Origin of the sequence: Acetobacter sp. (assembly GCF_047723915.1) — a bacterium.
In the GTDB taxonomy this organism is placed as follows: domain Bacteria; phylum Pseudomonadota; class Alphaproteobacteria; order Acetobacterales; family Acetobacteraceae; genus Acetobacter.
On sequence record NZ_JBDOBQ010000005.1, the window covers coordinates 13,450 to 35,790 of the forward strand.

The window sequence follows — 22,341 nt, forward strand, 5'->3', positions numbered from 1 at the left end:
ATTCGCGTGCCTAAAAAAAGGGCTTGGGGCCGAGTCAAAGCGGCTAACCGATTGTGATGAAAGGCAGATGAAACCTTTATGCCGTTTGAGAATCCCGCCCGTTGGGCATAAAGTGCTCTCCATGGCGTTTCCGCCTCATGTTGTAGACCGTTGCTGCGTGGACAGCCCCTGTTTTCCCCCCTATGGGGTGAGCCGGGACTGTGTGCGGAACAGACTGGCCGCGACACAAGCCGGAGCGCGGTTTTTCTTGCTGTTGCTAGGCTTCTATGGCAGCAGGGCAAGAGTCTTTACGAGGCTAAGTTGATGTCAGAACCAAGAGGCGTGCGATGAAAAACAAGTTACTGGCGAGAATGGCGCGATTGGGCGGCCTATCGTCAGCGTTGCTGCTTGCCGGGTGCGAACTGGACGTTCTGGACCCGAAAGGCCCGGTGGGGGAGGGGGTTAAATCTCTGATTGCCACCTCCACAATCGCAATGCTGATCGTTGTGGTTCCGACCATTATTTTGACACTGGTTTTTGCCTGGCAGTACCGCCAGTCCAACACCAGCGCCGAATATCTGCCGAAATGGAGCCACTCCAACACGATTGAAGTGGTGATCTGGGGCGTTCCGTCTCTGATCATTCTGTTCCTGGCAGTGATCACCTACCAGACATGTCATTCTCTGGACCCCTACAAGCCGCTCGAGGCTGAAGCCAACACCAAGCCGCTTCATGTGCAGGTGGTGGCTCTCGACTGGAAATGGCTCTTCATCTACCCGGAACAGGGTGTTGCCACGGTCAACCAGCTGGCTATTCCGGTGAACACGCCGGTTGATTTCGATATCACCTCTGATTCCGTGATGAACTCGTTCTTCATCCCACGTCTTGGTTCCATGATTTACGCTATGGCGGGCATGCAGACCCAGCTTCATCTGCTGGCCAGTGAGCCGGGTGATTACCTGGGCGAATCTGCCAACTACAGCGGTCGCGGCTTCTCTGACATGAAGTTCCACACGCTGGCGATGAGCGGTGATGAATTCAATGCCTGGGTGGAAAAGGTGCGTTCCTCTTCCGAACAGCTGGACGGGGAAACCTATCCGAAGCTTGCCGCCCCCAGCGAAGCGAACCCTGTCGAATATTTCGCACATGTTGAACCCAGCATGTTCGACACGATCGTTGCCAAATACAACAACGGCATGGTCATGGACAAAAGCACCGGCAAGATGATCCAGGTGCAGCAGTCCGCGATGTCCGACATGAATATGAAGGAATAGGATCTATGCTAGGGAGACTATCTTTATCGGCCATCCCGTTTGATGTGCCGATCCTGGTGGGAACTTTCATCGGCGCGGCCATTGTCGGTATCGCGGTGCTGGGGCTCATCACCTATTACGGCAAGTGGGGCTATCTCTGGAAAGAGTGGTTTACCTCTGTCGATCACAAGCGTCTGGCTGTCATGTACATCGTACTGGCGCTGGTTGCCCTGTTCCGCGGCTTCGCGGACGCCATCATGATGCGTACCCAGCTTGCGCTGGCCTATGCCGGTAACCCCGGTTACCTGCCCCCGCATCACTACGACCAGATCTTCTCGGCTCACGGGACGATCATGATCTTCTTCCTGGCCATGGCGTTCATGACCGGTCTGTTCAACTTTGTCGTGCCGCTGCAGATCGGCGCACGTGACGTTGCATTCCCGTTCCTGAACAACCTGAGCTTCTGGATGACGGCTGTGGCGTTCATCCTGGTGAACATCTCCCTGTTCATCGGTGAATTCTCGCAGTGCGGCTGGCTGGCTTACCCGCCTCTGTCCGAAACGCAGTTCAGCCCCGGTGTTGGCGTTGACTACTATATCTGGGCGATCCAGATCTCTGGTGTCGGTACGCTGCTGACCGGTGTGAACTTCTTCGTCACCATCGTGAAGATGCGCGCTCCGGGCATGAGCTGGATGAAAATGCCCGTCTTCACCTGGACGGCATTCTGCTCCTCCATTCTTATCATGGTGTCCTTCCCCGTCCTGACGGTGGCTGTCGCCCTGCTGGGTCTGGACCGTTATTTTGGTATGCACTTCTTTACCAATGACGGCGGCGGCAACCAGATGATGTACCTGAACCTGATCTGGGCCTGGGGTCATCCGGAAGTTTACATTCTCGTCATTCCCGCTTTTGGCGTGTTCTCCGAAGTTGTGCCTGCTTTCTCCGGCAAGCCGCTGTTCGGTTACGCCACGATGGTTTACGCGACCTGCTCCATCATGGTGCTGTCCTTTGTCGTGTGGGTGCATCACTTCTTCACCATGGGTGCTGGCCCGGACGTGAATGCCTTCTTCGGCATCGCGACCATGGTCATCTCCATCCCGACCGGTGTTAAGCTCTTCAACTGGCTGTTCACCATGTATAAGGGCCGTATTCAGTACCATGCCTGCATGTACTGGGCTGTCGGCTTCATGGTGACCTTCACCATCGGTGGTATGACCGGTGTTATGATGGCTATCCCGGGCGCTGACTTCGTTCTGCACAACAGCCTGTTCCTGATTGCCCACTTCCATAACGTGATTATTGGCGGTGTGTATTTCGGTTACATCTGCGGCATGAACTTCTGGGCTCCCAAGGTGCTGGGCTTCAAGCTGAACGAAAGCTGGGGCATCCGTGCCTTCTGGTTCTGGCTGGTTGGCTTCTTCATCGCGTTCGTTCCGCTGTATGTGCTGGGCTTCCAGGGCATGACGCGTCGTCTGAACCATTACGACAATCCGGCCTGGCATCCCTGGCTGCTGATTGCCGAAGTGGGTGCGGTGCTGATCCTGCTGGGTATCGCCTGCCAGCTGATGCAGCTTTACGTCTCCATCCGTGACAGCAACCTTCCTGCAAACCGCGACGTGACGGGCGATCCCTGGAACGGCCGTACGCTGGAATGGTCCACGTCTTCCCCGCCGCCGATCTACAACTTTGCCATTGTCCCCCACGTGACGTCGCTTGATGCGTTCATGCACGACAAGGAAAACGGCATCGATACCCGTCAGGCCGGTGCGCATTACGAAGCGATCCATATGCCGAAAAACACGGCTTCGGGTCTTGCGGTTGGCGTGTTCTCCCTGATCTTCGGTTTTGCCGCGGTCTGGTATATCTGGTGGCTTGCTGTTGTCGGCCTGATCGGTGTGATTGGCGCCGTGATCGCTCGCAGCGCGAACAAGGATATCGACTACTATATCCCCGCCGAAGAGGTTGCCCGGATCGAGAACGAGCACACCCGTAAACTGTTGGCACAGGCAGCTGAATAATGGCACAGAATACAACTGTTCAGACCGACGGCCACGACGAACATCACCACGAGTCTCCGGTGGTGTTCGGGTTCTGGGTCTACCTGATGACGGACTGCATTATTTTCGGCACGCTTTTTGCCGCATTTGCAGTCCTGCGCAATCAGTTCAACGGCGGTCCGACCGGCCACGAACTGTTTGAGTTCGGCGGACTTGCGCTGGAAACAGCCCTTCTGCTGGTCTCTTCCATCACCTATGGGTTTGGCATGATTGCCGCCCACAAGGCCGAAGTCAGTAAGGTTATCATGTGGCTTGGCGTCACATTCCTGCTGGGTCTCGGGTTCGTGGGGCTGGAAGTGCGTGAATTCGCGCACATGATCGCTGACGGCGCCGGTCCGGATCGCAGTGCGTTCCTGTCCGCGTTCTTCACGCTCGTATCCACGCACGGTCTGCATGTGACCTGCGGCCTGATCTGGATTGTCACCCTGATCGTCCAGCTGATGGGCACGACGGAAATTCCGGAACGCATGATGAACAAGCTCACCTGCCTGAGCCTGTTCTGGCACTTCCTGGATATCGTCTGGATCTGCGTTTTCACCTATGTCTATCTGGCGAGCATGATCTGATGAGCACTTCTCATACATCCTCCTCGGGCGAGAGCCATGGTAGCGTAGCGTCTTACGTTATCGGGTTTGTTCTTGCCGTCATCCTGACTGTTCTGTCGTTTGCTGTGGTTTCCACCCACAGCCTTTCCCCGGCAGGCACTCTTGGCGCTCTTTCGGTGCTGGCTCTTGTTCAGGTTCTGGTGCATCTGCACTACTTCCTGCATATGGGCGGTTCTTCCGAACAGCGCTGGAACAACATTGCGTTTGTGTTCACCGTGAGCTTCGTTGCCATCCTGATCGTTGGCACCGTGTTCATCATGACGAACACCGCAGCACACATGATGTCCCGTTAATCAGCTTTAGCTGGGGCCGACCCGAACGGGTTGGCCTACGGGTACAGGACAAGACCCCGGAGCATCCGTGCTCCGGGGTTTTTCTGTTGGTGGGGGATGGAGTTCAGCCGATCGGGGCTCTGGTTCAGGTGATTGGGTCCGGGGCACGGCTGTTGGGATGCGTAAACAGCGCAGCCGGATGCGGGCGTGTCCTGCGCTCCGATCCGGTCCGGCATTGTCTGCCTGCGCTACCGGACCGGGCATGCCCGCCAGATCCGCGGCACTGTCTGGGCCGTGGCGTGCGATACCCGGCAGGTTTGTGCGTGCGCTGGCGCGTGGGCAAGGTCAGGGGTAGCAAGGCGCGCATGACGCATAAAAAAATGGCACCAGCTTGCGCGGTGCCATTTGTCATAGGCCACATATGTGGAAAAGGACTTAGTCCTTTTGCGGGTTGGGAGAGAGCAGGCCGGTTTTGTCGGGCTTGTCTTTCCATTCCTCTGCATCGGCGGGGGGGGTGCCTTTGCGTGTGATGTTGGGCCACTGGGTCGAGTATTTTGCGTTGATTTCCGCCCAGGCCGCAGAGCGGTCGTCACTGTCGGGGAAAATTGCCTCGGCAGGGCATTCCGGCTCGCACACGCCGCAGTCAATGCATTCGTCCGGGTTGATAACCAGAAAGTTCTCACCAGCGTAGAAGCAGTCAACGGGGCAGACTTCCACACAGTCCATGAATTTGCAGCGGATGCAGTTTTCAGTGACCACGTAGGTCATTGCCATCTCCGAATTTATCTGGCGGCTGCGGAATGCATGCCGGGTGGGATCAGATGGGCTGACCGTTTTTCAGGTCCAGCCACAAGGGTTGGCGCAGATATGAGGGGCTTTTCGCCCAATAGCAACCCGTTAGCGGTATAGCCTGTCCCTCGCATGGGTGCGGGCGGTGTCGTAAGGGGTGGGGCCTGCAGTTAGCGGTGTTCTTTCAGCCGTGCCAGTACGGCAAAGGGACTGTCGCTTTTCAGGGTACCGTGTCCGGGTGCTGTGTGCGAAAATGGATGGATTTTTTTCTGTTTTTTTTGCGCCTGCGCGGGAAGAACCATGAAAGGTGGTGGTGGGCCGGGCTGGTTTGCCGGCAGCATGACGGGTGCCTGAACCCGCCCCCCCAATGCTGTCAGCACAAGTGGCAGTTTTTTTTTCGTGACCCCCAAACGGGATGCCAGAGCATCGGGCACGGGTCTGGGCCCCGATGCGCCGAGCGTGATCATTTCCTGGCTGACGGCGGCGGCTCTGTCGAGTCGGAGCGCATAGCTGCCGGCACAGACCCAGCCCAGGCTGAGAAAGGCTTTTTTTTCCGCAGCCGTCGGGGGGCTTTCCAGGGCAAAGGATACGGCCCCTGCCGGGGGCAGGTCGGGCATGGCCTGCCCCAGATCGACCGCCAGCAGCAGGCGGCGTAACGCCATGGGGTGCGGTTTGAGCAGGCGGGTGCAGAACAGCGTGTCCAGCCCGTAGGCAATGTGCAGCCGTGCCAGCAGCGCTGCTTCCGCCCGGGGCAGATGGGGCCTGTCGGGGCAGGGCGTAATACCGCCATGTTCCATAAGCCGGTGGATCAGCCCGCGCAGGGCGGGGTAGGGGGCGGTTGCCTCTTCGGCCAGAAAAAGCGGTGCCAGATCGTGCCGGATCCGGGTGGTGACGAAAGCAGCCAGTTTCTGGCGGATTTTTTCTTTCTGGATCGCGTCGAGAAATTCCGCGTCCTTTACCCCGATTGCGGGCCGCAGCACCGATGGGCCGGCCCGCAACTGGCCTATGGTCTCGTCCTGCCAGTGCAGGGCGCCACTTTGCAGGTCCAGGCCCAGCTCCGTATCCGCCGCCTGAAGGAAGCGGGCGACCATGCGGGGTATTTCCCCGCGTGCGGCACGGCGCGCGGCGCGCAGGATCAGTGCCTGATCGGTGCGTGCGGCCTCGGGGTCGGGGACAAAGGTAAAGCCCCGCATATGGCCCACCGCATGGCCTTCCACGCTGATCTCGCCCAGGCGGTTCATGGCCGACAGCAGGGGTTTGCCATCGGCCTCTTCCAGCCGCCGGGCCAGGCTTGCGGCGCGCCGGTCTACGAACCGGGCTGTCAGGCGGTCATGCAGCGCGTCGGACAGTGTATCCTCAAGCTGGCGCGTGTGGCGCTGCCACTCTTCGGCGTCTTCCACCCAGCCCGTGCGGGCCGCGACATAGGACCAGACCCGGATGCCCATCAGGCGCTGCATCAGCGCTTCTATATCGCCCTGGGTCTGTTCGAGCCCGTGCAGGCGTGTGCGCAGCCAGTCGGACGGCAGGCGGCCCTGCCGTACCAGCAGGGTAAAAATCTGCGCGCACTGGCGGATATGGCTGTCTTCTCCCAGTTTACGAAAATCGGGTATCTGGCAGACTTCCCACATCAGGCGCGTGCGTTCGGGTGTGCTGGCAAGGCTGCTTATGGCCCTGTCGTGCATGAAGGCGCGCAGCACCTGCATGTCCATGGCGGGTTCTGCCGGGCGCAGGCAGGCGGTAGGCGGCCTGACGCACAGGCTGGCATGCAGGGCCGCAGGCGTTGCAAAATCCAGCACGGCATTGCGCCACCACAGGAAAGACAGGGGTTCGAAACGGTGTTCCTCCACCGCTTCGACCAGAGCTTCGGGAAAAGGCGGGCATTCTCCCGTGGTGCCGAACGTGCCGTCGCGCGCGCCGCGCCCGGCCCGGCCCGCGATCTGGGCGACCTCGGCCGCGTTCAGCAGGCGGTGGCGCTGCCCGTCGAACTTGGCCATCCCCGCAAAGGCCACATGGTGGATGTCCATGTTCAGCCCCATGCCAATGGCGTCTGTCGCCACCAGATAGTCCACTTCCCTGTTCTGGTAGAGGGCGACCTGCGCGTTGCGTGTGCGGGGCGAAAGCTGGCCCATGACCACGGCGCACCCACCGCGCTTGCGCCGGATCAGTTCCGCAATGGCGTACACCTCGGCCATGGAGAACGCGACAATGGCCGAACGCGGCGGCAGGCGGGACAGCCGGTTATGCCCCGAACAGGTCAGGTTTGACAGGCGGGGCCGGGTTTCGATCTCGATCCCGCGCACCAGGGTCCGCAGCAGCGGCGCTATGGTGTCCGAGCCCAGGAACAGCGTTTCGGCCAGGCCACGGGCGTTGAGCAGCCTGTCGGTAAAGATATGCCCACGTTCGGGGTCGGCGCAGAGCTGGATTTCGTCCACCGCCACGAAATCGACCGGCCGGTCCATCGGCATGGCCTCCACCGTACAGGAGAACCAGCGCGCCTGGGGCGGGATGATTTTTTCCTCCCCCGTAATCAGCGCCACGGCCCGCACGCCTTTGAGCCGTACCATCCGTTCGTAATTTTCCCGCGCGAGCAGGCGCAGCGGAAAGCCGATCACGCCGGATGCATGGGCCAGCATGCGTTCCAGGGCCAGATGGGTCTTGCCGGTATTGGTGGGGCCTAAAATGGCCCTTACGGGTGCGACCCATGTGGCGTCTCGCGCAGGCGGGGTGGAGATCGGGCGCAGGGAAACCGTCATGCCGCCATGCTCTGTCGCGCCGGGTAGAAAAGCAAGCCGTCGTCCTGAATTTCTGTTCCGGTTTCCACCCCGTTGCATTGCCCGGTTGCGCGGCGCACTGTGCCGGGCAGGATAAAAGGGAGGGTACCCATGCGTGAGCCAGACTGCCTGAGCGTTGCACCACGGCGCAAGAAAACCGCCACAGCCGATGGGCGTCCCGCAGGCATGCCCAATGTCGTTCATGCCGTGCGCCCGTCCGAGCGTGACCTGCTGGCAACCTGGATCGGCGATCAGGCGGCGGCCTTTGCGCAGGGCTGCGGTTTTACGGCCAGGGCGGGCCAGCTTGTGCTGGTGCCGGGCGAGAACGGGGGCGTGCAGGCCGTTCTGGGCATTGCCGAAAAAGACCAGCTGCCGCGTGACCCGTTCGCGTTCGGGGTGCTGGCGCGTGACCTGCCCGCGGGGGACTGGCGGGTGGAAACCCCGGACGACGTCCCGCGCGACGATGTCATTCTGGGGTTCTGCCTCGGGGCTTATCGCTATGGCCTGAAATCGGGCGACAAGTCGGCCGGGGCCGGGTCCGGGCGCCGGAAAAGCAGAAACACCGCAGAAAATCCGTTGCGGGACACAGGCTCCACGGCGGGCAGGCCGCGCCTGATCGTAAGCCGGGCCGAGAGCGAAGGGCTGGCGGTCGAACAGGCGCGCTCCATCTGGCTGGCGCGCGATCTTATCAACACCCCCGCCAACCTGCTGGGGCCGTCCGACCTGGCGCAGGCGGCCCGCGACGTGCTGGAACCCTTTGGCGCGCGGGTCGATATTGTAAAAGGGGCGGCTCTGGCCAGGGCCTATCCGCTGGTGGCCCATGTCGGCATGGGGTCGGACCGCGGGCCGCGTGTGGTGGTGGCGCGCTGGCAGGGTTCGGGGGCCGGGGCGGATGCTCCCCTGCTTTCGCTGGTGGGCAAGGGTGTGTGTTTCGATAGCGGGGGGTATGACCTCAAGCCGTCTGGCGGCATGCTGCGCATGAAAAAGGATATGGGCGGGGCCGCCACCGTTCTGGCCCTGGCGCGCCTTGTCATGGCGCGCGACCTGCCCGTACGGCTTGAGCTGCGGCTGGGCTGCGTCGAAAACAGTGTTTCGGGCCGGGCCATGCGCCCGCTGGACGTGGTGACAAGCCGCGCAGGCCTGAGCGTGGAAATCGGCAATACCGACGCCGAGGGGCGGCTGGTCCTGTGCGACCTGCTGCATGAGGCCTGCGAACAGGACCCGGCCCTGCTGCTCGATGTCGCGACCCTGACCGGTGCCGCCCGCGTGGCGCTGGGGCCGGACCTGCCCGCCCTGTTCTGCAATGACGACGCGACGGCCGCGACTTTTCTTGAAGTATCCATGCGGGAATCGGACCCGCTATGGCGTCTGCCGCTATGGCCCGGATACGCCAGATGGCTGGACAGTCCAGTAGCGGACCTGAACAATATTGCTTCCCGACCAATGGCCGGGGCCATTACGGCGGGATTGTTTCTTGCGCGTTTTGTAAAGCCTGATCAGCGTTGGGTGCATATCGACAGTTACGCCTGGAACGATACCAGCCGTCCCGGCCGCCCTGAAGGTGGCGATTCTCCTGGGGTTCGGGCATCTTTCGGGGCTGTGTGCAGGCTGTTAGGCGTTGGGGTGGACCCTGTGTCTTAAAGTCGTCACATGAATGAGCGAAACTATTTCTGTATTAGAGGGTTAATTAAGTTGTTTCGGTTCCTATATAAACCGGAGTAATGGATGATCTGGCTTTAATCCGGGCCGGAAAAGGAAACTGGGCAGCCCCCGAACAGTCGGATGGCCGGTCCGGAAAGGAAAGTGGAGTTATGGTTCAGACTGTAGAAAAATCAGAGGATCTTGTACGGACCCTGCGTGATACGATCGTTTCTCTCGTCAAGGGCGCGGGGCCGGATCTGTCCGCCCGCCAGCTGGCGGTGTTCCTGACATGCTACCTGGATGAAAGCGGGCACACGGTGCGTGGCCTTGCGGCCAGCCTGAATGTGTCCAAGCCCGCGATTACCCGCGCGCTGGACCGTCTGGGTGAACTGGACCTGACACGCCGCAAGGTGGACCCGCTGGATCGCCGCTCCGTGCTGGTGCAGCGTACGCCCAAAGGGGCAGCCTACCTCAAGGAAATCCGTTCCGTCATGGGTGACGCCGCCAACGAAACCGGCAAGAAGACCCGCCAGGAAGACAAGACGGCAACCGTTCGCAGGCTGCGCCGCGTCGCGGCAGCCTGATCTGCGGCCGGCAGGGGCCGGGCAGGGAGGCCGGGGTTGTGTTCCATGCGCGCAACCGGGCCTGCCTGCCGGGCAAACCTGCGGTTACGGGCAACTTCGTAAAGGCTGAAGCGTTCTTTTTTCAACCATCCCGGTCATGACCATGCCCTGCGCGCAGGGTGTCGTGCCAGGGAGGAAGAAATAAAAGAAGGACGGCAGTCATGCGATTTTCATCCTTGATAGGGGCAGGCGTGCTCGCGGTTTCGCTGAGCGCTGCCCCAATGGCCCACGCGGCTGATGCGCTGGGTGCGCCCACCGGCACCATGACCATGGAAATCAAGTCGGCCGATGTCGGTGTCGGCTATACCTGGGGCAAGGGCCAGCTACGGTTCAATCATCGTAATTATCCGTTTTCCGTTGACGGGGCGACAATAGCCGCTGTCGGCTTTTCCACCATTGCTGGGAAAGGGACGGTCTATAACCTGCACCGGGTCAAGGATTTCGAGGGTACATATGGTGCAGTCCACGGCGAAGCCACGCTGGGCGAAGGGGTGGGCGGCCTTGTGCTTGAAAACAAGAACGGTGTGCGGATCAAGATCGAGACCGTGACCAAGGGCGCAAGGCTTGCAAGCTCGGCCCAGGGCCTGACCTTCAAACTGAAATAAAACGGTTCTCCGGCGCGGCCACCGGGCGGCGCACCGGAGGGGCCGTGCCTGCCGGGGCCGGTTCGTGCAGGTGTGCCCGTATGCCTGTGCGTTACCACGGGCCTACGGGGTGGCGGCGCGTGCGGGCCACGGCATAGGCTGTCCAAGCCAGTTGTGGTGGCACGATCAGGGCTGTTACTGCAAGAAGACCGGTCAGCAGCGGCAGAGGGGCGACAGCGCAGGCGGCAAATCCGCTCCATGCCGTGAACCCCCATTCCATGCCTGAGATCGCGGGCACCCGCACACCACTGCGGTGCAGGATCTGGTACAGATGCCCACGATGGGCCTGAACCACGGAATGCCCCCCAAGCTTGCGCCGGACCAGCGTGAACAGCACGTCATAGGCCAGCGGGAACAGCACGGCAGGGCCGAACAGCCAGCCCGAGGGCAGCGGGGTGTGGCGCGCCACATACAGGCTTGCGGCGCCAGCCAGCAGGCCGCAGCCCTGACTGCCCACATCCCCCATGAAAATACGCGCCTTTGGGAAGTTGAAAGGCAGAAAACCCGCCAGGCAGAAGGCCAGCAGCAGGGCGGGCAATGCTGCCTCGCCCACACCCAGCGGTGTTGCGCTGGCGGCCAGCACAAGGCCCGCGACCAGCAGGCAGCCCGCGACAAGCCCGTTCAGCCCGTCCATGAAATTGATCGCGTTGCAGATAAACACCAGCCACACCCCCGACAGAATGGCCCCGCCCAGCGGCGTGGGCCAGGCAAGCGCCATGCCGCTGCCCGCGACAAGGGCGGCGGCCACGCATTGGGCTGCGAATTTTATGGCAGGCGGCCACTGGTATACGTCGTCCAGCCAGGACACACCGCAGAGCACGAACAGCGCCGCCCCGGTCATGACAGAGGTGGAAGACAGCACCACCTGCCCGCTTATGGCCTGCACGACCGGCCAGCCCAGCACAAAGGCCGCCATGACCCCGACCCCACCCCCCTTGGGCGTGGGCCGGGCATGCGCGCTGCGGTGGCCGGGGTGGTCGAGCACGGCAAGGCGGATCATGCCGCGCACAAGTGCGCCCGATACCACAGCGGCGCAGAACAGGCAGAAAAACGCCACAACGGGCAAAGAAAAGGGCATGAAAGACTGCTATCTGGTTTGTGCTGCTTCTAGGATGTCAGGTGCTAGGCTATAGGAGCAAGACAATGGCATCGCAACGCTCCAAGGCACTGCATCGTAATCCCCGGCTCAGGCCGCTGAACAGAATAGCCGTGAACGTCCTGCTCGACGGTGTTCTGGCTGCGCTGGCGGCGCCTGTCGCACGCTGGCTGGCCGCCCCGCAGGACGGGCTGCTGCACCCGCTCTGGTTTGTGGCGGGGGGTGCCATCACGCTTGTCGTCAGCGGCCTGCCGTTCAGGATGCCGCAGCAATACTGGCGGTTTTCGGGCATGTCCGACCTTATGGGCATTGCCGGCGCGTCCATCGCCAGTGCCACGCTGTTTTCGCTGGGGCTGGTTGTGACGGGTTTTCCCCTGCCCAGCCTGACGTTCCCTGTCATATACGCGCTGGTGCTGCTGGTGGCGCTGGGGGGGCTGCGCGTGGCCTACCGGCTGGCGCACGGACGGCGGCTGCGCTGTGCCCAGCAGCAGCGTGTTGTCCTGATCGGGGCCGATACCGCGGCCGATATCTATATGCGCGCGCTGGAGCGTGCGGGCCAGAGCGGGATCAGGATCGTGGGTCTGGTTGCCCTGGGCACGCATCAGGCCGGGCGGCGTATCCATAACGTGCCCATTCTCGGCCATGTGGATACCCTGCCCGCCATTCTGGACCGGCTGGACAAGGCGGGTGGCCTGCCCGAGTCTCTGGTTATTACAGACCCGGCGTTTCGGGGGCGGATGCTGACAGCGGTGCTGGATGCGGCGGCGGCACACGGTATTGCCGTGCTGCGCGCGCCGGTCCTGACCGACCTGGCCCCGGCCGAACGGGTGCAGTTGCGCCCCGTACCGCTGGAGGACCTGCTCAACCGTCCCCAGGTGGCCCTTGACCTGGACGGCATGGAACGCCTGATCGGCGGGCAGAATGTGCTGGTGACAGGGGCCGGCGGCACCATTGGTTCGGAACTGGTGCGCCAGATCGCGCGGCTGGGCGCCAGAAGGCTGATCCTGCTCGACCATGGGGAATTCGCTCTCTGGCAGATCGATGTCGAACTGGCCGAAACAGCGGGGCATATCCCGCGTGAGGTGGTGGTGGCCGATGTGCGCGACGCCGGGCGGATGGATGCGCTCATGGGCCATTTCCGCCCCGATCTGGTGTTCCATGCCGCGGCACTCAAACATGTTCCCATTGTCGAGGCCAACCCGGCGGAAGGGATTCTGACCAACGTGCACGGCACGCGGGTGGTGGCCGATAGCGCGGCCCGGCATGGCGTGCGCGCCATGGTGGTGATTTCGACCGACAAGGCGGTCAATCCCTCCAGCCTTATGGGGGCGTCCAAGCGGGCGGCCGAAATGTACTGCCAGGCCATGGATATCAAGGCCCGGACCAGCCCCGAAGGCGGCATGCGCTGCATTACGGTGCGGTTCGGCAATGTGCTGGGGTCGACCGGTTCGGTGGTGCCGCTGTTCCGCCGCCAGCTTGAACGCGGTGGGCCGCTGACCGTGACCCACCCGGACATGCGCCGCTATTTCATGACCGTGCCTGAGGCCGTGGGCCTTGTGTTGCAGGCCAGCGTGCGCGGCATGGCGGGCGGGGCCGACGGTTCGGGCACGGATGCGCTGCTGCGCCACGGCGGCATTTTCGTGCTCGACATGGGCGAGCCGGTCAAGATTGTCGATCTGGCCCGCCAGATGATCCGCATGGCAGGTCTGCGCCCTGAAGAGGACGTGGCCATCCGCTTCACCGGTTTGCGGGCCGGAGAAAAACTGTATGAAGAACTGTTCCACGGGCGCGAGGCTCCGGTTCCCACAGATGCGCCGGGCCTGCTCATGGCCACGCCACGCGTGGTGGACCTGGCCGAAGTCAGCCATGTGGTGGAACAGATGACCCGCAGCGCCAGAATGGGGGATAACAAGGCGGCCTTGCGGGATTTGGCGGCACTGGTGCCGGAATTCGATCATAACCCCTACGGAGAGGTGCGCCGGACCGCCGCCCCTCCCGTTGCCCCGATGGACCCTTCTTCCCCCGCGACCCCTGTGGCCGGTACCGCCGCAGGCCAGTCCGCCGACCCGCAGGGCGCCGTGCAGGATGGTGCGCAGGGCGGCGTACATGCGGGCGCCCAGGAGCACCCCTGTGAGCCCCCCGGTGGGGCTACTCACGAGGGGATTCATGGGGCCACCCATGGGGGCACACAATCTGGCATCCAGCCCGTCACGTCACCGGGCGCGCAGGCTGCCTCAGTCAGTACCGATGGCACGGAACAGGTAGCGTCATGAACAGTTCGGATAACAGGCCTATTGCTTTTCTCGACCTCGCAGCCCAGCAGCAACGGCTGGGGCCGGCCCTGCGGGCGCGGATCGACGCGGTGCTGGCGCATTGCCGGTTCGTCATGGGGCCGGAGGTCACGGAACTGGAAGGCCGGCTGGCCCAGTGGAGCGGTGCGGCGGAATGCGTGGCCGTGTCCTCGGGCACGGATGCGTTGCAGATCGTCATGATGGCGGAGGGCATCGGCCGGGGCGATGCGGTGTTCCTGCCCGCCTTCACCTACACCGCCACGGCCGAGGTGCCGCTGGTGCTGGGTGCTGTGCCGGTTTTTGTCGATGTTGATCCCGACACGTTCCAGATCGACCCCGAACACCTGCGCGCGCGGATTCGCGCCGTGCGTGAGGCGGGCGTGCTGCGCCCGCGCGCCATTGTGGGGGTGGACCTGTTCGGTCAGCCCGCACCGTGGGACGCCCTGCGCGCCATTGCGCAGGAGGAAGGGCTTTTTCTGCTGGCCGACTGCGCGCAGTCCTTCGGGGCGGAACTGCATGGCCGGCCCCTGGGGCGCGAGGCCACGGCCACTACGCTGTCCTTTTTCCCGTCCAAGCCGCTGGGCGCCTATGGGGATGGCGGTGCGATCCTGACCGATGACCCCGAACGCGCGGCCCTGTACCGGTCCCTGCGCACGCATGGTGAAGGCACGACCCGGTACGAGGTGCTCCGCACGGGCATGAACGGGCGCCTTGATACGTTGCAGGCGGCCATTCTGCTGGCCAAGCTGGACGATTTCGCCCGTGAACTGACCCGGCGCGACGCCATAGCCACCCAGTATGACAAAGGTCTGGCCGGTGTGGCGCAGGTGCCCGTGCGCGTGCCTGACAGCCGCAGCGCATGGGCCATTTACGCCATTCTGCTCAAGGACCGTGCCGCGCGTGACGCCCTGCAGGCCCGGCTGAAGGAAAAAGGCGTGCCATCGGCCATTTATTACCCGTTGCCGCTGCACTGGCAGCCGGCCTACCGCCCCCACCACGACGGGGCGCCCATGCCGGTGTCAGAGGCGCTGGCCGAACGGATTCTGGCCCTGCCCATTCACCCCGAACTGACGGATGAAGACGTGGCCCGGGTTATTGCTGCTGTCTGTGCTCAGGAAGGATAATCGGGAATGCGCAAGGAAACGGCGTTTATTATCGGGTTTGTGGTTTTTACGGTCAGCACGGCGGCCCTGATCTGGACATTCGCGATCCCCAACTTCAAGCCTGTCATTTTTCCGCAGGTGGTGTCCGGGTCGGTGGATGTGGGGCCCATGCACCGCACCCGCGCGCTGAGCACGGATGAAATCAGGACCGTCAATGACTGGACCGCACACCATAAATCCGGCTGGGGGCCGCTCAGCCGTACCCCGCCCTCCTCGGGGGATGCGCATCTGCTGCTCAAGGACGCGCAGGGCAAGGATGTGATGGTGCTGACGCTATGGACCGGCATCAGCGCCGCGGACTGGAACGCCACCGTGTTCGTGGAATCGCCCGACGGCACGCAGGTGCATACGCAGAGCTTCTCCAACAAGGAGTTCGCGCCTCTGCGGATGATCGTCGACCGCTTTCCCTATCATCATTCCAGCTACCCGTAATACGGACAGCCCTCGCCGGTGCGGCCAGCGTGCTGTAACGGCGGGGGGAAACACGTGGGTTCCAACCCTCGGCTGGCACGATGTTCCGACGCCAACGCCGCAGGTGGCGGGCCCACCGCTGGCTTCATCGGCAGCCTGACTGACCAGCCCACGGACCGGCCCCACTGACAGGCCCTACCGGCATCTCATTGCCTGCTCCTGCCAGCGCTGTCGGCTGTTCCCGTTCGGGCAGTTATTGCTCGGGCGGTCATCGTTCGGGGTGCCCCGCTTCGGTCTGGCCCCGGTCGGCCCGCCCGGGCAGCCTGCACGGGGCAATCAGTTTCGGGGGCAGTCCATTCCGGTGCAATCCGTCGCGGGGCATCCTGTCGGGGCCACCCTATCCGGGGCTGCTTATCCGGGCCATTCGTCAGGGCCGTTCACTCGTCAGGGCCGTTCACGCGACGGGTGCGGGTCAGTCCTGCGCGCCTGACATCCGCTTTACACGCGCAGGCCTGTTGCTGAACGGGTGCCCGTTCAGCGTTCACGCGGCGAGAACCACAGGCCGATCCCGCCGATAACTGCGGTCAGCGCCACATAAATGGCCGGGGCGACAGGCGTGTGCAGTGTCAGTGACGAAATGGCCGCAGGCGTCAGCCCGCCCGAAATCGCGTAGGACAGGTTGTAGGACAGCGACAGCCCCGAAAAACGCACCTTGGCGGGAAAAGCGCGCAGCATGCCCACCGGCACCAGCCCGATAAAGGCGCAGCACAGCCCGCTCAGCCCCGCCCAGAACACCAGCGTGCCCGGAAACAGCGGCGACAGGCCGTACAGCCCGAACGCGCCGAAAATCAGCACCAGAGCGCAGGTAACCGCCAGTTTCCGCATGGCGACAAAATCGGTCAGGGCTCCCGCCGTGACAACCCCGATCGTCAGGCAGACCGTCGCACTCAGGCTGGCCAGCATGGTCTGGGCGGGGGGAATGTTGTGCAGGCTCTGCATCAGCGGGGGCATCATCAGCACCACCACGATACCGCCTGCCGTCAGGGTCCAGGTCGTCAGCATCGAGCATATAATGGCCCGGCGGTGGTCGCGCAGCAGAATTTTCACGGGCAGTGTTTCGGCCGTTTCGGCGCGGGCATGCATTTCGCGGAAAACGGGGGTTTCGTCCAGCCAGCGGCGTAGCACCATGGCGCCAAGGCCGAAAACGCCGCCAATCAGGAACGGTACGCGCCAGCCCCAGTCGGCCACGTCCTTGGGCGTCAGAACCACGTTCAGCGTCAGGATCACGATCGAACCCAGCAGAATGCCCCCGGTCAGTCCGCCGGTCAGCAACCCTGCGGCCAGCCCCGCGCGGTGTGGCGGGGCATGTTCGCTGACAAACACCCAGCCTCCGGGTGCTTCCCCCCCGATGGCCGCCCCCTGCATGACGCGCAGCAGCAGCAGGCCCAGCGGCGCCGCGGCCCCGATGGTTTCATAGCCGGGCAGCAGGCCGATCAGCAGCGTGGGCACGGCCATCAGCAGCACGCTGAAGGTAAAGACCTTCTTGCGGCCCGCCATATCGCCAAAATGCGCCATGATCATGCCGCCCAGCGGCCGCACGAGGTAGCCCGCGCCGAACAGCCCGAACGCTTCGGTCTGGCGCAGCCATTCGCTCTGGCTGGAGGGGAAGAAATGGGTCGCGATCAGCTTGGCCAGAAAGGCGAAAATGACGAAATCGTAAAATTCCAGAGCCCCGCCGAGGGAGGCGAGGGCAAAGGTTCTGAGCTGGGAGCGTGAAAGGGCAGCCGATGGCACCGCCGTTGCTGAAAAAGACGACATGGATACAGGTCCGTAACGAGGGGGCCGGGTGATCGGGGCTGGGCCGAACGTGTCGGTCGGCCCAGCCCGCAGGATGCATGCTTATAAAAGGTGAGGAAACGCCCCGTCCATGCTGTTTTTGGCGCGGCCTCTTTTCCCGCCCGCCCCGGCAGCGCTCTGATACGCGCTCGGGCGCGCACTCTGGCAGATGCGTACGCGGTCCGGGCCCGACGCCCATACCCCGGTTCTACCAACGCCGGAATGCTGGTGGCGCAGCCCATGGCCGGGGCCGCCTGGTTGTCAGACCAGCCTAGGCTCCTGCCGGACCCGGACCTGCATACGGGAGCAGGCGTCGTGCGGACAGTGCCTGCTGGGTCTTGCAGCAGGGTGTGTGTCCGCTATGCGGTGCCCCACAGGCTTTACCAGAGGATTTTTACCAGCGGGCTTTTGGTGGCCGGTTTTACCGGACCTTTGCCCGCCCTTTTTGCCCGCTTTTTTCAGGCTTCCGGTCGTTTTTTCAGGCGGGACGGTCGGTCGAGTCGAAGCGGAAGGGCTGGCCGATGGCCTTGTCCGCCAGTGTGCCTTCCCACATGACCTGATGGCCGCGAATGATCGTGCCGACCGGCCGGCCCGTAATGCTCTGGCCCGTAAAGGGCGACCAGCCGCAGCGCGAGGCCAGCCAGTTTTCCTCGATGGTCCAGCGGGCCTTCAGGTCCACGACCGTGAAATCGGCGTCGTAGCCTACGGCTATGCGGCCTTTGCGCACCAGCCCGAACAGGCGCTGCGCCCCGGCGGAGGTCAGGTCGACCAGGCGGCGCAGGGTCATGCGGTGGTGGGCGACATGGTCGAGCATGAGCGGCAGCAGGGTCTGCACACCCGGCATGCCCGAGGGAGATGCCGGGTAAGGGCGACCCTTGGCCTCCAGCCCGTGGGGGGCATGGTCAGAGCCGATGACATCGGGCAGGCCCTGGCTGACCCAGTGCCACAGTCCTTCACGGTGCGCCCTGGAGCGGATGGGCGGGTTCATCTGTGCCAGTGTGCCCAGGCGGGGGTAGGCGTCTTCCGCGCACAGGGTCAGGTGCTGGGGGGTAAGCTCACAGCTGGCGATATCGCGGTGCTGGGCGATCAGTTCCAGTTCCGCCGGGGTGGTCACATGCAGGATATGCACGCGGCGCCCGGTCTTGCGCGCCAGGGCCAGCACACGGCGCGTGGCCCGCAGGGCGGTTTCGTCATCGCGCCAGACAGGGTGGGATGCGGCATCTCCTTCCACCCGTTCGTCCAGGCGGGCTTTCAGCCGGGCTTCGTCCTCGGCATGAATGGCCACGCGGCGCTGTCCGGATTGCAGAACCCGTTCCAGCATTGCGTCCTCGGACACCAGCAGGTTGCCGGTGGATGACCCCATGAACACCTTGATTCCGGCTGTGCCCGGCAGTTTTTCAAGGGTGCCGCAGTCATCGGCATTGTCCGATGTCGCACCTACGTAAAAAGCGTGCTCGCACCACATGCGATCCCGGGCGCGGGCCAGCTTGTCGGCTACGGCCTCGGGGGTGGAGGTGGTGGGCTTGGTGTTGGGCATTTCGAAAACGCCGGTCACCCCACCCAGCACGGCCGAGCGGCTGCCGGATTCGAGGTTTTCGTTTTCTTCTGCGCCGGGCTCGCGAAAATGCACCTGCGTGTCGATCACGCCGGGCAGAATGGTCAGGCCCGTGCAGTCGATCACGCGCGCGGCCGGGGCATCCCCCCCCAGGGCGCTGATCAGCCCGTCACGCACGTAAACCGTGGTCTGCACCGTGCCGTCGGGCAGGACAACGGTGCCGTTCTTCAGGGCCAGGTCGTGGCCGCGCCCGGTGGCCCCATGGGTATCATGCGCGCCATGGACTGTCGGGTCGGAGGACTGGTCGGGGGTGCTGGTCGAGGATGCCACGGTTCTTGTCCTTGCGTCTCTGCTGCTGGCAAAGGGGATATGTCTGCCGGTCAGCCGCTTTTAAGGGTTTCGCGCGTGCGGGTGCGCATGGTCACCAGTTCCTCGGCCGAGGTCGGGTGGATACCGATGGTGCGGTCGAAATCCGCCTTGGTCAGCCCTGCCGTGACCGCGACCGCCACGGCCTGGAGCATTTCCGGTGCGTCGTCACCCAGAATATGCACGCCCACCACCTTCTGGCTGGCCTGGTCCACCACCAGTTTCATGACCGTCTTGCGGTCGCGCCGCCCGCCCAGCGTATGCCGCATGGGGGTAAAGCGCGTCAGGTAGATATCCACCGTGCCGTTCTGCGCGGCTTCGGTTTCGGTCAGCCCCACGCTGGCCAGCGGCGGCGAGAAAAACACCGCCTTGGGCGTTGTGGCGTAACACCACTGCCGGGGTGGGGCGGTGCCGAACAGGCGGTCCGCCAGGGTATGGCCTTCGGCAATGGCCACGGGGGTCAGGTTGATGCGGTCGGTCACGTCGCCAATGGCGTAAATGCCGGGATGCGCCGTCTCGCTGGTGTCATCCACCTGAATGCGGCCGTTCTCCACCGTGACGACATCGGTGTTCTCAAGCCCCAGACCGTCGATTTTGGGCCGCCGCCCGGTGGCCAGAAAAACGCAGTCGGCGCGCAGGCTCCGGCCGTCATCCAGCGCCAGGACCAGATCGGCCCCGTCACGTTCCAGGCTGACGGGGTTGGTGTGGCGGTGCTGGGTAATGCCGCGCACGGCAATGGCCTCGGACAGGGCTGTGCGCATGTCCTCGTCAAAACCGCGCAGGGGCAGGTCGCGCCGGTAGACCAGATCCACGCGGGACCCAAGACCCGCGAAAATTCCCGCGAATTCAATGCCGATATAGCCGCTGCCCAGCAGCACCACGCGCTGGGGCCGTTCGGGCAGGTGAAACGCCTGATCAGACGTAATGGCCAGTTCGACACCCGTGAAATCGGGCCGGAACGGGGTGGAGCCGGTCGCAATCACGATCCGTTCCGCCGTGACGGTCTGCGGTGTGGCGGTGGGCGCCAGTTCGGACGGCTCGATGCTGAGCGTATGGCCGTCCACAAAGCGGGCATGGCCTGTCAGCAGCGTGACGCCCGCCTTTTCAAGCATGGAAACATAAATGCCGTTCAGCCGCGTAATTTCGCGGTCCTTGGCGGCAATCAGCGTGGCCCAGTCATGCGTGCCGGGTGCGGTGGTCCAGCCAAAGCCATGGCTGTCATGCACCAGATCACCAAATTCGCTGGCCTGGACCATCAACTTCTTGGGTACGCAGCCCAGGTTGACGCAGGTGCCACCCCAGTGGCGGCTTTCCACCACGGCCACGCGCGCGCCGTAGCTGGCCGCCATGCGTGCGCAGCGTACGCCGCCAGACCCCGCTCCAATGACAAGAAGATCGAAATCATAAGCCAAGCGGGCGTACTCCTGCTGCGGGGTGATGCCGGGGATGACGGGCCCCGAATATGACGGACCTGACGGATGCAGGCCCGTGGTAGCGGGGGCCCGGGTTCAAACGGGCCGGACGCGGGTCCGGCTGCGCGCGGACCGGACCGGCCTGCGGGGGTTAAGGCCGCAGGTCACGAACCGGGCGCGCACTGGCTGGGGCTTCAGCGTTCTGCGAACGCTTTTTCCACCACGTAGGCGCCGGGGGTGGACATGTTGCCTTCATCGAAACCACGGGCCTGGAGCAGGGCTTCCGTATCGGCCAGCATCTCGGGCGAACCGCAGATCATGACACGGTCATGCTCGGGGTCCAGTTCGGGGATGTTCAGGTCGGTGAAGATCTTGCCACTTTCGATCAGCTTGGTAATGCGGTCGGTTACGGCAAAGTCCTCGCGCGTGACGGCGGGGTAGTAAAGCAGCTTGCCCGCAATGTCCTCGCCCAGGAATTCATGCCTGGGCAGTTCGTGGCGGATATGGTTGGCATAGGCCAGTTCGCCCGAAATACGCACCGTGTGGCTGAGAATCACATGCTCGTACCGCTCGTAGCATTCAGGGTCCTTGATCAGGCTCATGAACGGGGCCAGCCCCGTGCCCGTGGACAGGAAATACAGGTTGCGGCCGGGGCGCAGGTTGTCCAGCAGCAGCGTGCCGGTGGGTTTGCGGCCGATCAGCACCGTATCGCCGATCTTGACGTGGCGCAGGCGCGAGGTCAGCGGACCGTCGGGCACGGCAATGGACAGGAATTCCATCTCGTCGGCATAATTGGGCGAGGCAATGGAATAGGCGCGCAGCAGGGGCTTGCCGTCCACCTCGATCCCGATCATGGCGAACTGCCCGTTCTCGAACCGCAGGCCGGGGTCACGCGTGGTGGTGAACGTGAACAGCCGGTCGGTCCAGTGGTGCACGCTCAGCACCTTGGCGGGATACAGGTTGCCGTATTCCTTGGTGGGCGGGGCAAGGTGCCACACGCCGTCCTGGCCTTCCACCGGCAGCAGGCTGCTTGGCACTTCAGAGGCGGACATCCGGGGAAGAACGTCGTGTTCAAAAATGGTTTCAGACATGGACCGCTTTGTACTCCGCTTGTAGCAGATCAGAAGGAATGGTCCGGCTGGCATGGCGCGGGACCATCATGACACCGGAGACTCTTGAAACGTTGGCGGCGTTTTTAAGGGGCGGTGGCCCGGAACGCCAGTGCAAATTCATCACGGGACCTGTTCGCGCGTGGTAAATGCCCCAAAATAATCGTGGTTAACCCACCCGGCGCGGGGGCGATACCCAGAGCATGCCCGGGCAATCATGGGCCGGGGCATGTGTCCGGGGACCATGGCCGCGAAAGCCCCCCGGATAACACCCCAAAAAACACCTGCGGGGAAACACCCCGGGGGGAGCAGGCGCGGGGGGTCGCCCTTGGCCGGATTTACAGCATTTTTAACAAGGCCGCGCAGGCGGTGCAAGGCAGTGCGCCCCTGCCTGCGTCGCGTCGGTTTGTCTTAAATTTTGGGGACCGGGGCGGCTTGGCATTGTTCCCGCGTGCGGGATGACGCAAG

General features: G+C 63.4%; 18 protein-coding genes. 10 read left to right on the forward strand and 8 right to left on the reverse strand.

The genetic code is table 11. The features are described 5' to 3' along the window. The first annotated feature begins 326 nt into the window (after positions 1–326). From cyoA to cyoD, 4 genes are read left to right on the forward strand one after another with little or no spacing between them, the layout of a single operon-like run. Positions 327–1,253 carry a ubiquinol oxidase subunit II gene (gene cyoA / locus ABF990_RS04700; protein ID WP_415491200.1) on the forward strand — a complete coding sequence of 309 codons (927 nt, stop codon included), beginning with the start codon at positions 327–329 and terminating at the stop codon, positions 1,251–1,253. A 5-nt stretch (positions 1,254–1,258) separates the two neighbouring features. Next, positions 1,259–3,250, forward strand: a complete 1,992-nt coding sequence (gene cyoB, locus ABF990_RS04705) for a cytochrome o ubiquinol oxidase subunit I (RefSeq protein ID WP_415506486.1) — start codon at positions 1,259–1,261, stop codon at positions 3,248–3,250. Next, positions 3,250–3,855 carry a cytochrome o ubiquinol oxidase subunit III gene (gene cyoC / locus ABF990_RS04710; protein WP_415491202.1) on the forward strand — a complete coding sequence of 202 codons (606 nt, stop codon included), beginning with the start codon at positions 3,250–3,252 and terminating at the stop codon, positions 3,853–3,855. The genes cyoB and cyoC overlap by 1 nt, the downstream gene beginning before the upstream one ends. Next, complete coding sequence (gene cyoD, locus ABF990_RS04715) at positions 3,855–4,187, forward strand: cytochrome o ubiquinol oxidase subunit IV (protein WP_415491203.1); 333 nt, start codon at positions 3,855–3,857, stop codon at positions 4,185–4,187. Before cyoC ends, cyoD begins: the two co-directional genes overlap by 1 nt. 414 nt (positions 4,188–4,601) lie before the next feature. Here the strand turns inward: cyoD and fdxA are convergent, their stop codons facing one another. The 3 genes from fdxA to ABF990_RS04730 form a co-directional block, all read right to left on the reverse strand. Then, positions 4,602–4,934 carry a ferredoxin FdxA gene (gene fdxA / locus ABF990_RS04720; RefSeq protein ID WP_415491204.1) on the reverse strand — a complete coding sequence of 111 codons (333 nt, stop codon included), beginning with the start codon at positions 4,932–4,934 and terminating at the stop codon, positions 4,602–4,604. Between the two features lie 191 nt (positions 4,935–5,125). Beyond that, positions 5,126–7,708: a helicase-related protein gene (locus ABF990_RS04725; RefSeq protein ID WP_415499918.1), complete on the reverse strand. Its 2,583-nt coding sequence runs from the start codon at positions 7,706–7,708 to the stop codon at positions 5,126–5,128. Further along, on the reverse strand, positions 7,705–7,839 hold the full coding sequence (locus ABF990_RS04730; RefSeq protein ID WP_415491206.1) for a hypothetical protein: 135 nt from the start codon (positions 7,837–7,839) through the stop codon (positions 7,705–7,707). The genes ABF990_RS04725 and ABF990_RS04730 overlap by 4 nt, the downstream gene beginning before the upstream one ends. Here ABF990_RS04730 and ABF990_RS04735 point away from each other — a divergent pair. From ABF990_RS04735 to ABF990_RS04745, 3 genes are all read left to right on the forward strand, one after another. Further along, complete coding sequence (locus ABF990_RS04735; protein WP_415491208.1) at positions 7,838–9,367, forward strand: leucyl aminopeptidase family protein; 1,530 nt, start codon at positions 7,838–7,840, stop codon at positions 9,365–9,367. The genes ABF990_RS04730 and ABF990_RS04735 overlap by 2 nt on opposite strands. A 170-nt stretch (positions 9,368–9,537) precedes the next feature. Next, entirely contained in the window at positions 9,538–9,951 is a 414-nt protein-coding gene (locus ABF990_RS04740) for a MarR family winged helix-turn-helix transcriptional regulator (protein ID WP_415491209.1), read from the forward strand. Between the two features lie 200 nt (positions 9,952–10,151). Then, positions 10,152–10,595, forward strand: coding sequence for a hypothetical protein (locus ABF990_RS04745; protein ID WP_415491210.1), 444 nt, complete (start codon positions 10,152–10,154; stop codon positions 10,593–10,595). A gap of 91 nt (positions 10,596–10,686) precedes the next feature. Here the strand turns inward: ABF990_RS04745 and ABF990_RS04750 are convergent, their stop codons facing one another. Beyond that, complete coding sequence (locus tag ABF990_RS04750) at positions 10,687–11,712, reverse strand: UDP-phosphate alpha-N-acetylglucosaminephosphotransferase (RefSeq protein ID WP_415491211.1); 1,026 nt, start codon at positions 11,710–11,712, stop codon at positions 10,687–10,689. Between the two features lie 65 nt (positions 11,713–11,777). Here ABF990_RS04750 and ABF990_RS04755 point away from each other — a divergent pair, with 65 nt between their 5' ends. Genes ABF990_RS04755 through ABF990_RS04765 form a run of 3 tightly spaced genes read left to right on the forward strand, consistent with a single transcriptional unit; the run spans position 11,778 to position 15,616 of the window. Next, positions 11,778–14,003 carry a polysaccharide biosynthesis protein gene (locus ABF990_RS04755; protein WP_415491212.1) on the forward strand — a complete coding sequence of 742 codons (2,226 nt, stop codon included), beginning with the start codon at positions 11,778–11,780 and terminating at the stop codon, positions 14,001–14,003. Beyond that, positions 14,000–15,145 carry a DegT/DnrJ/EryC1/StrS family aminotransferase gene (locus ABF990_RS04760; protein ID WP_415491213.1) on the forward strand — a complete coding sequence of 382 codons (1,146 nt, stop codon included), beginning with the start codon at positions 14,000–14,002 and terminating at the stop codon, positions 15,143–15,145. Before ABF990_RS04755 ends, ABF990_RS04760 begins: the two co-directional genes overlap by 4 nt. A gap of 6 nt (positions 15,146–15,151) precedes the next feature. Then, positions 15,152–15,616 carry a hypothetical protein gene (locus tag ABF990_RS04765; RefSeq protein ID WP_415491214.1) on the forward strand — a complete coding sequence of 155 codons (465 nt, stop codon included), beginning with the start codon at positions 15,152–15,154 and terminating at the stop codon, positions 15,614–15,616. Positions 15,617–16,129: 513 nt separating this feature from the next. Here ABF990_RS04765 and ABF990_RS04770 read toward each other — a convergent pair. The 4 genes from ABF990_RS04770 to ABF990_RS04785 form a co-directional block, all read right to left on the reverse strand. After that, positions 16,130–17,413: an MFS transporter gene (locus ABF990_RS04770; protein WP_415491215.1), complete on the reverse strand. Its 1,284-nt coding sequence runs from the start codon at positions 17,411–17,413 to the stop codon at positions 16,130–16,132. Between the two features lie 496 nt (positions 17,414–17,909). Beyond that, a complete protein-coding gene (locus ABF990_RS04775; protein ID WP_415491231.1) occupies positions 17,910–19,223 on the reverse strand; it encodes a dihydroorotase in 1,314 nt (437 codons plus the stop codon). Positions 19,224–19,366: 143 nt separating this feature from the next. Then, on the reverse strand, positions 19,367–20,764 hold the full coding sequence (gorA, locus tag ABF990_RS04780; protein ID WP_415499917.1) for a glutathione-disulfide reductase: 1,398 nt from the start codon (positions 20,762–20,764) through the stop codon (positions 19,367–19,369). 194 nt (positions 20,765–20,958) lie between these two features. After that, the gene (locus ABF990_RS04785) at positions 20,959–21,855 is read right to left on the reverse strand and encodes a ferredoxin--NADP reductase (RefSeq protein ID WP_415499916.1); all 897 of its coding nucleotides are present in this window, start codon (positions 21,853–21,855) and stop codon (positions 20,959–20,961) included. Between the last annotated feature and the right edge of the window lie 486 nt (positions 21,856–22,341).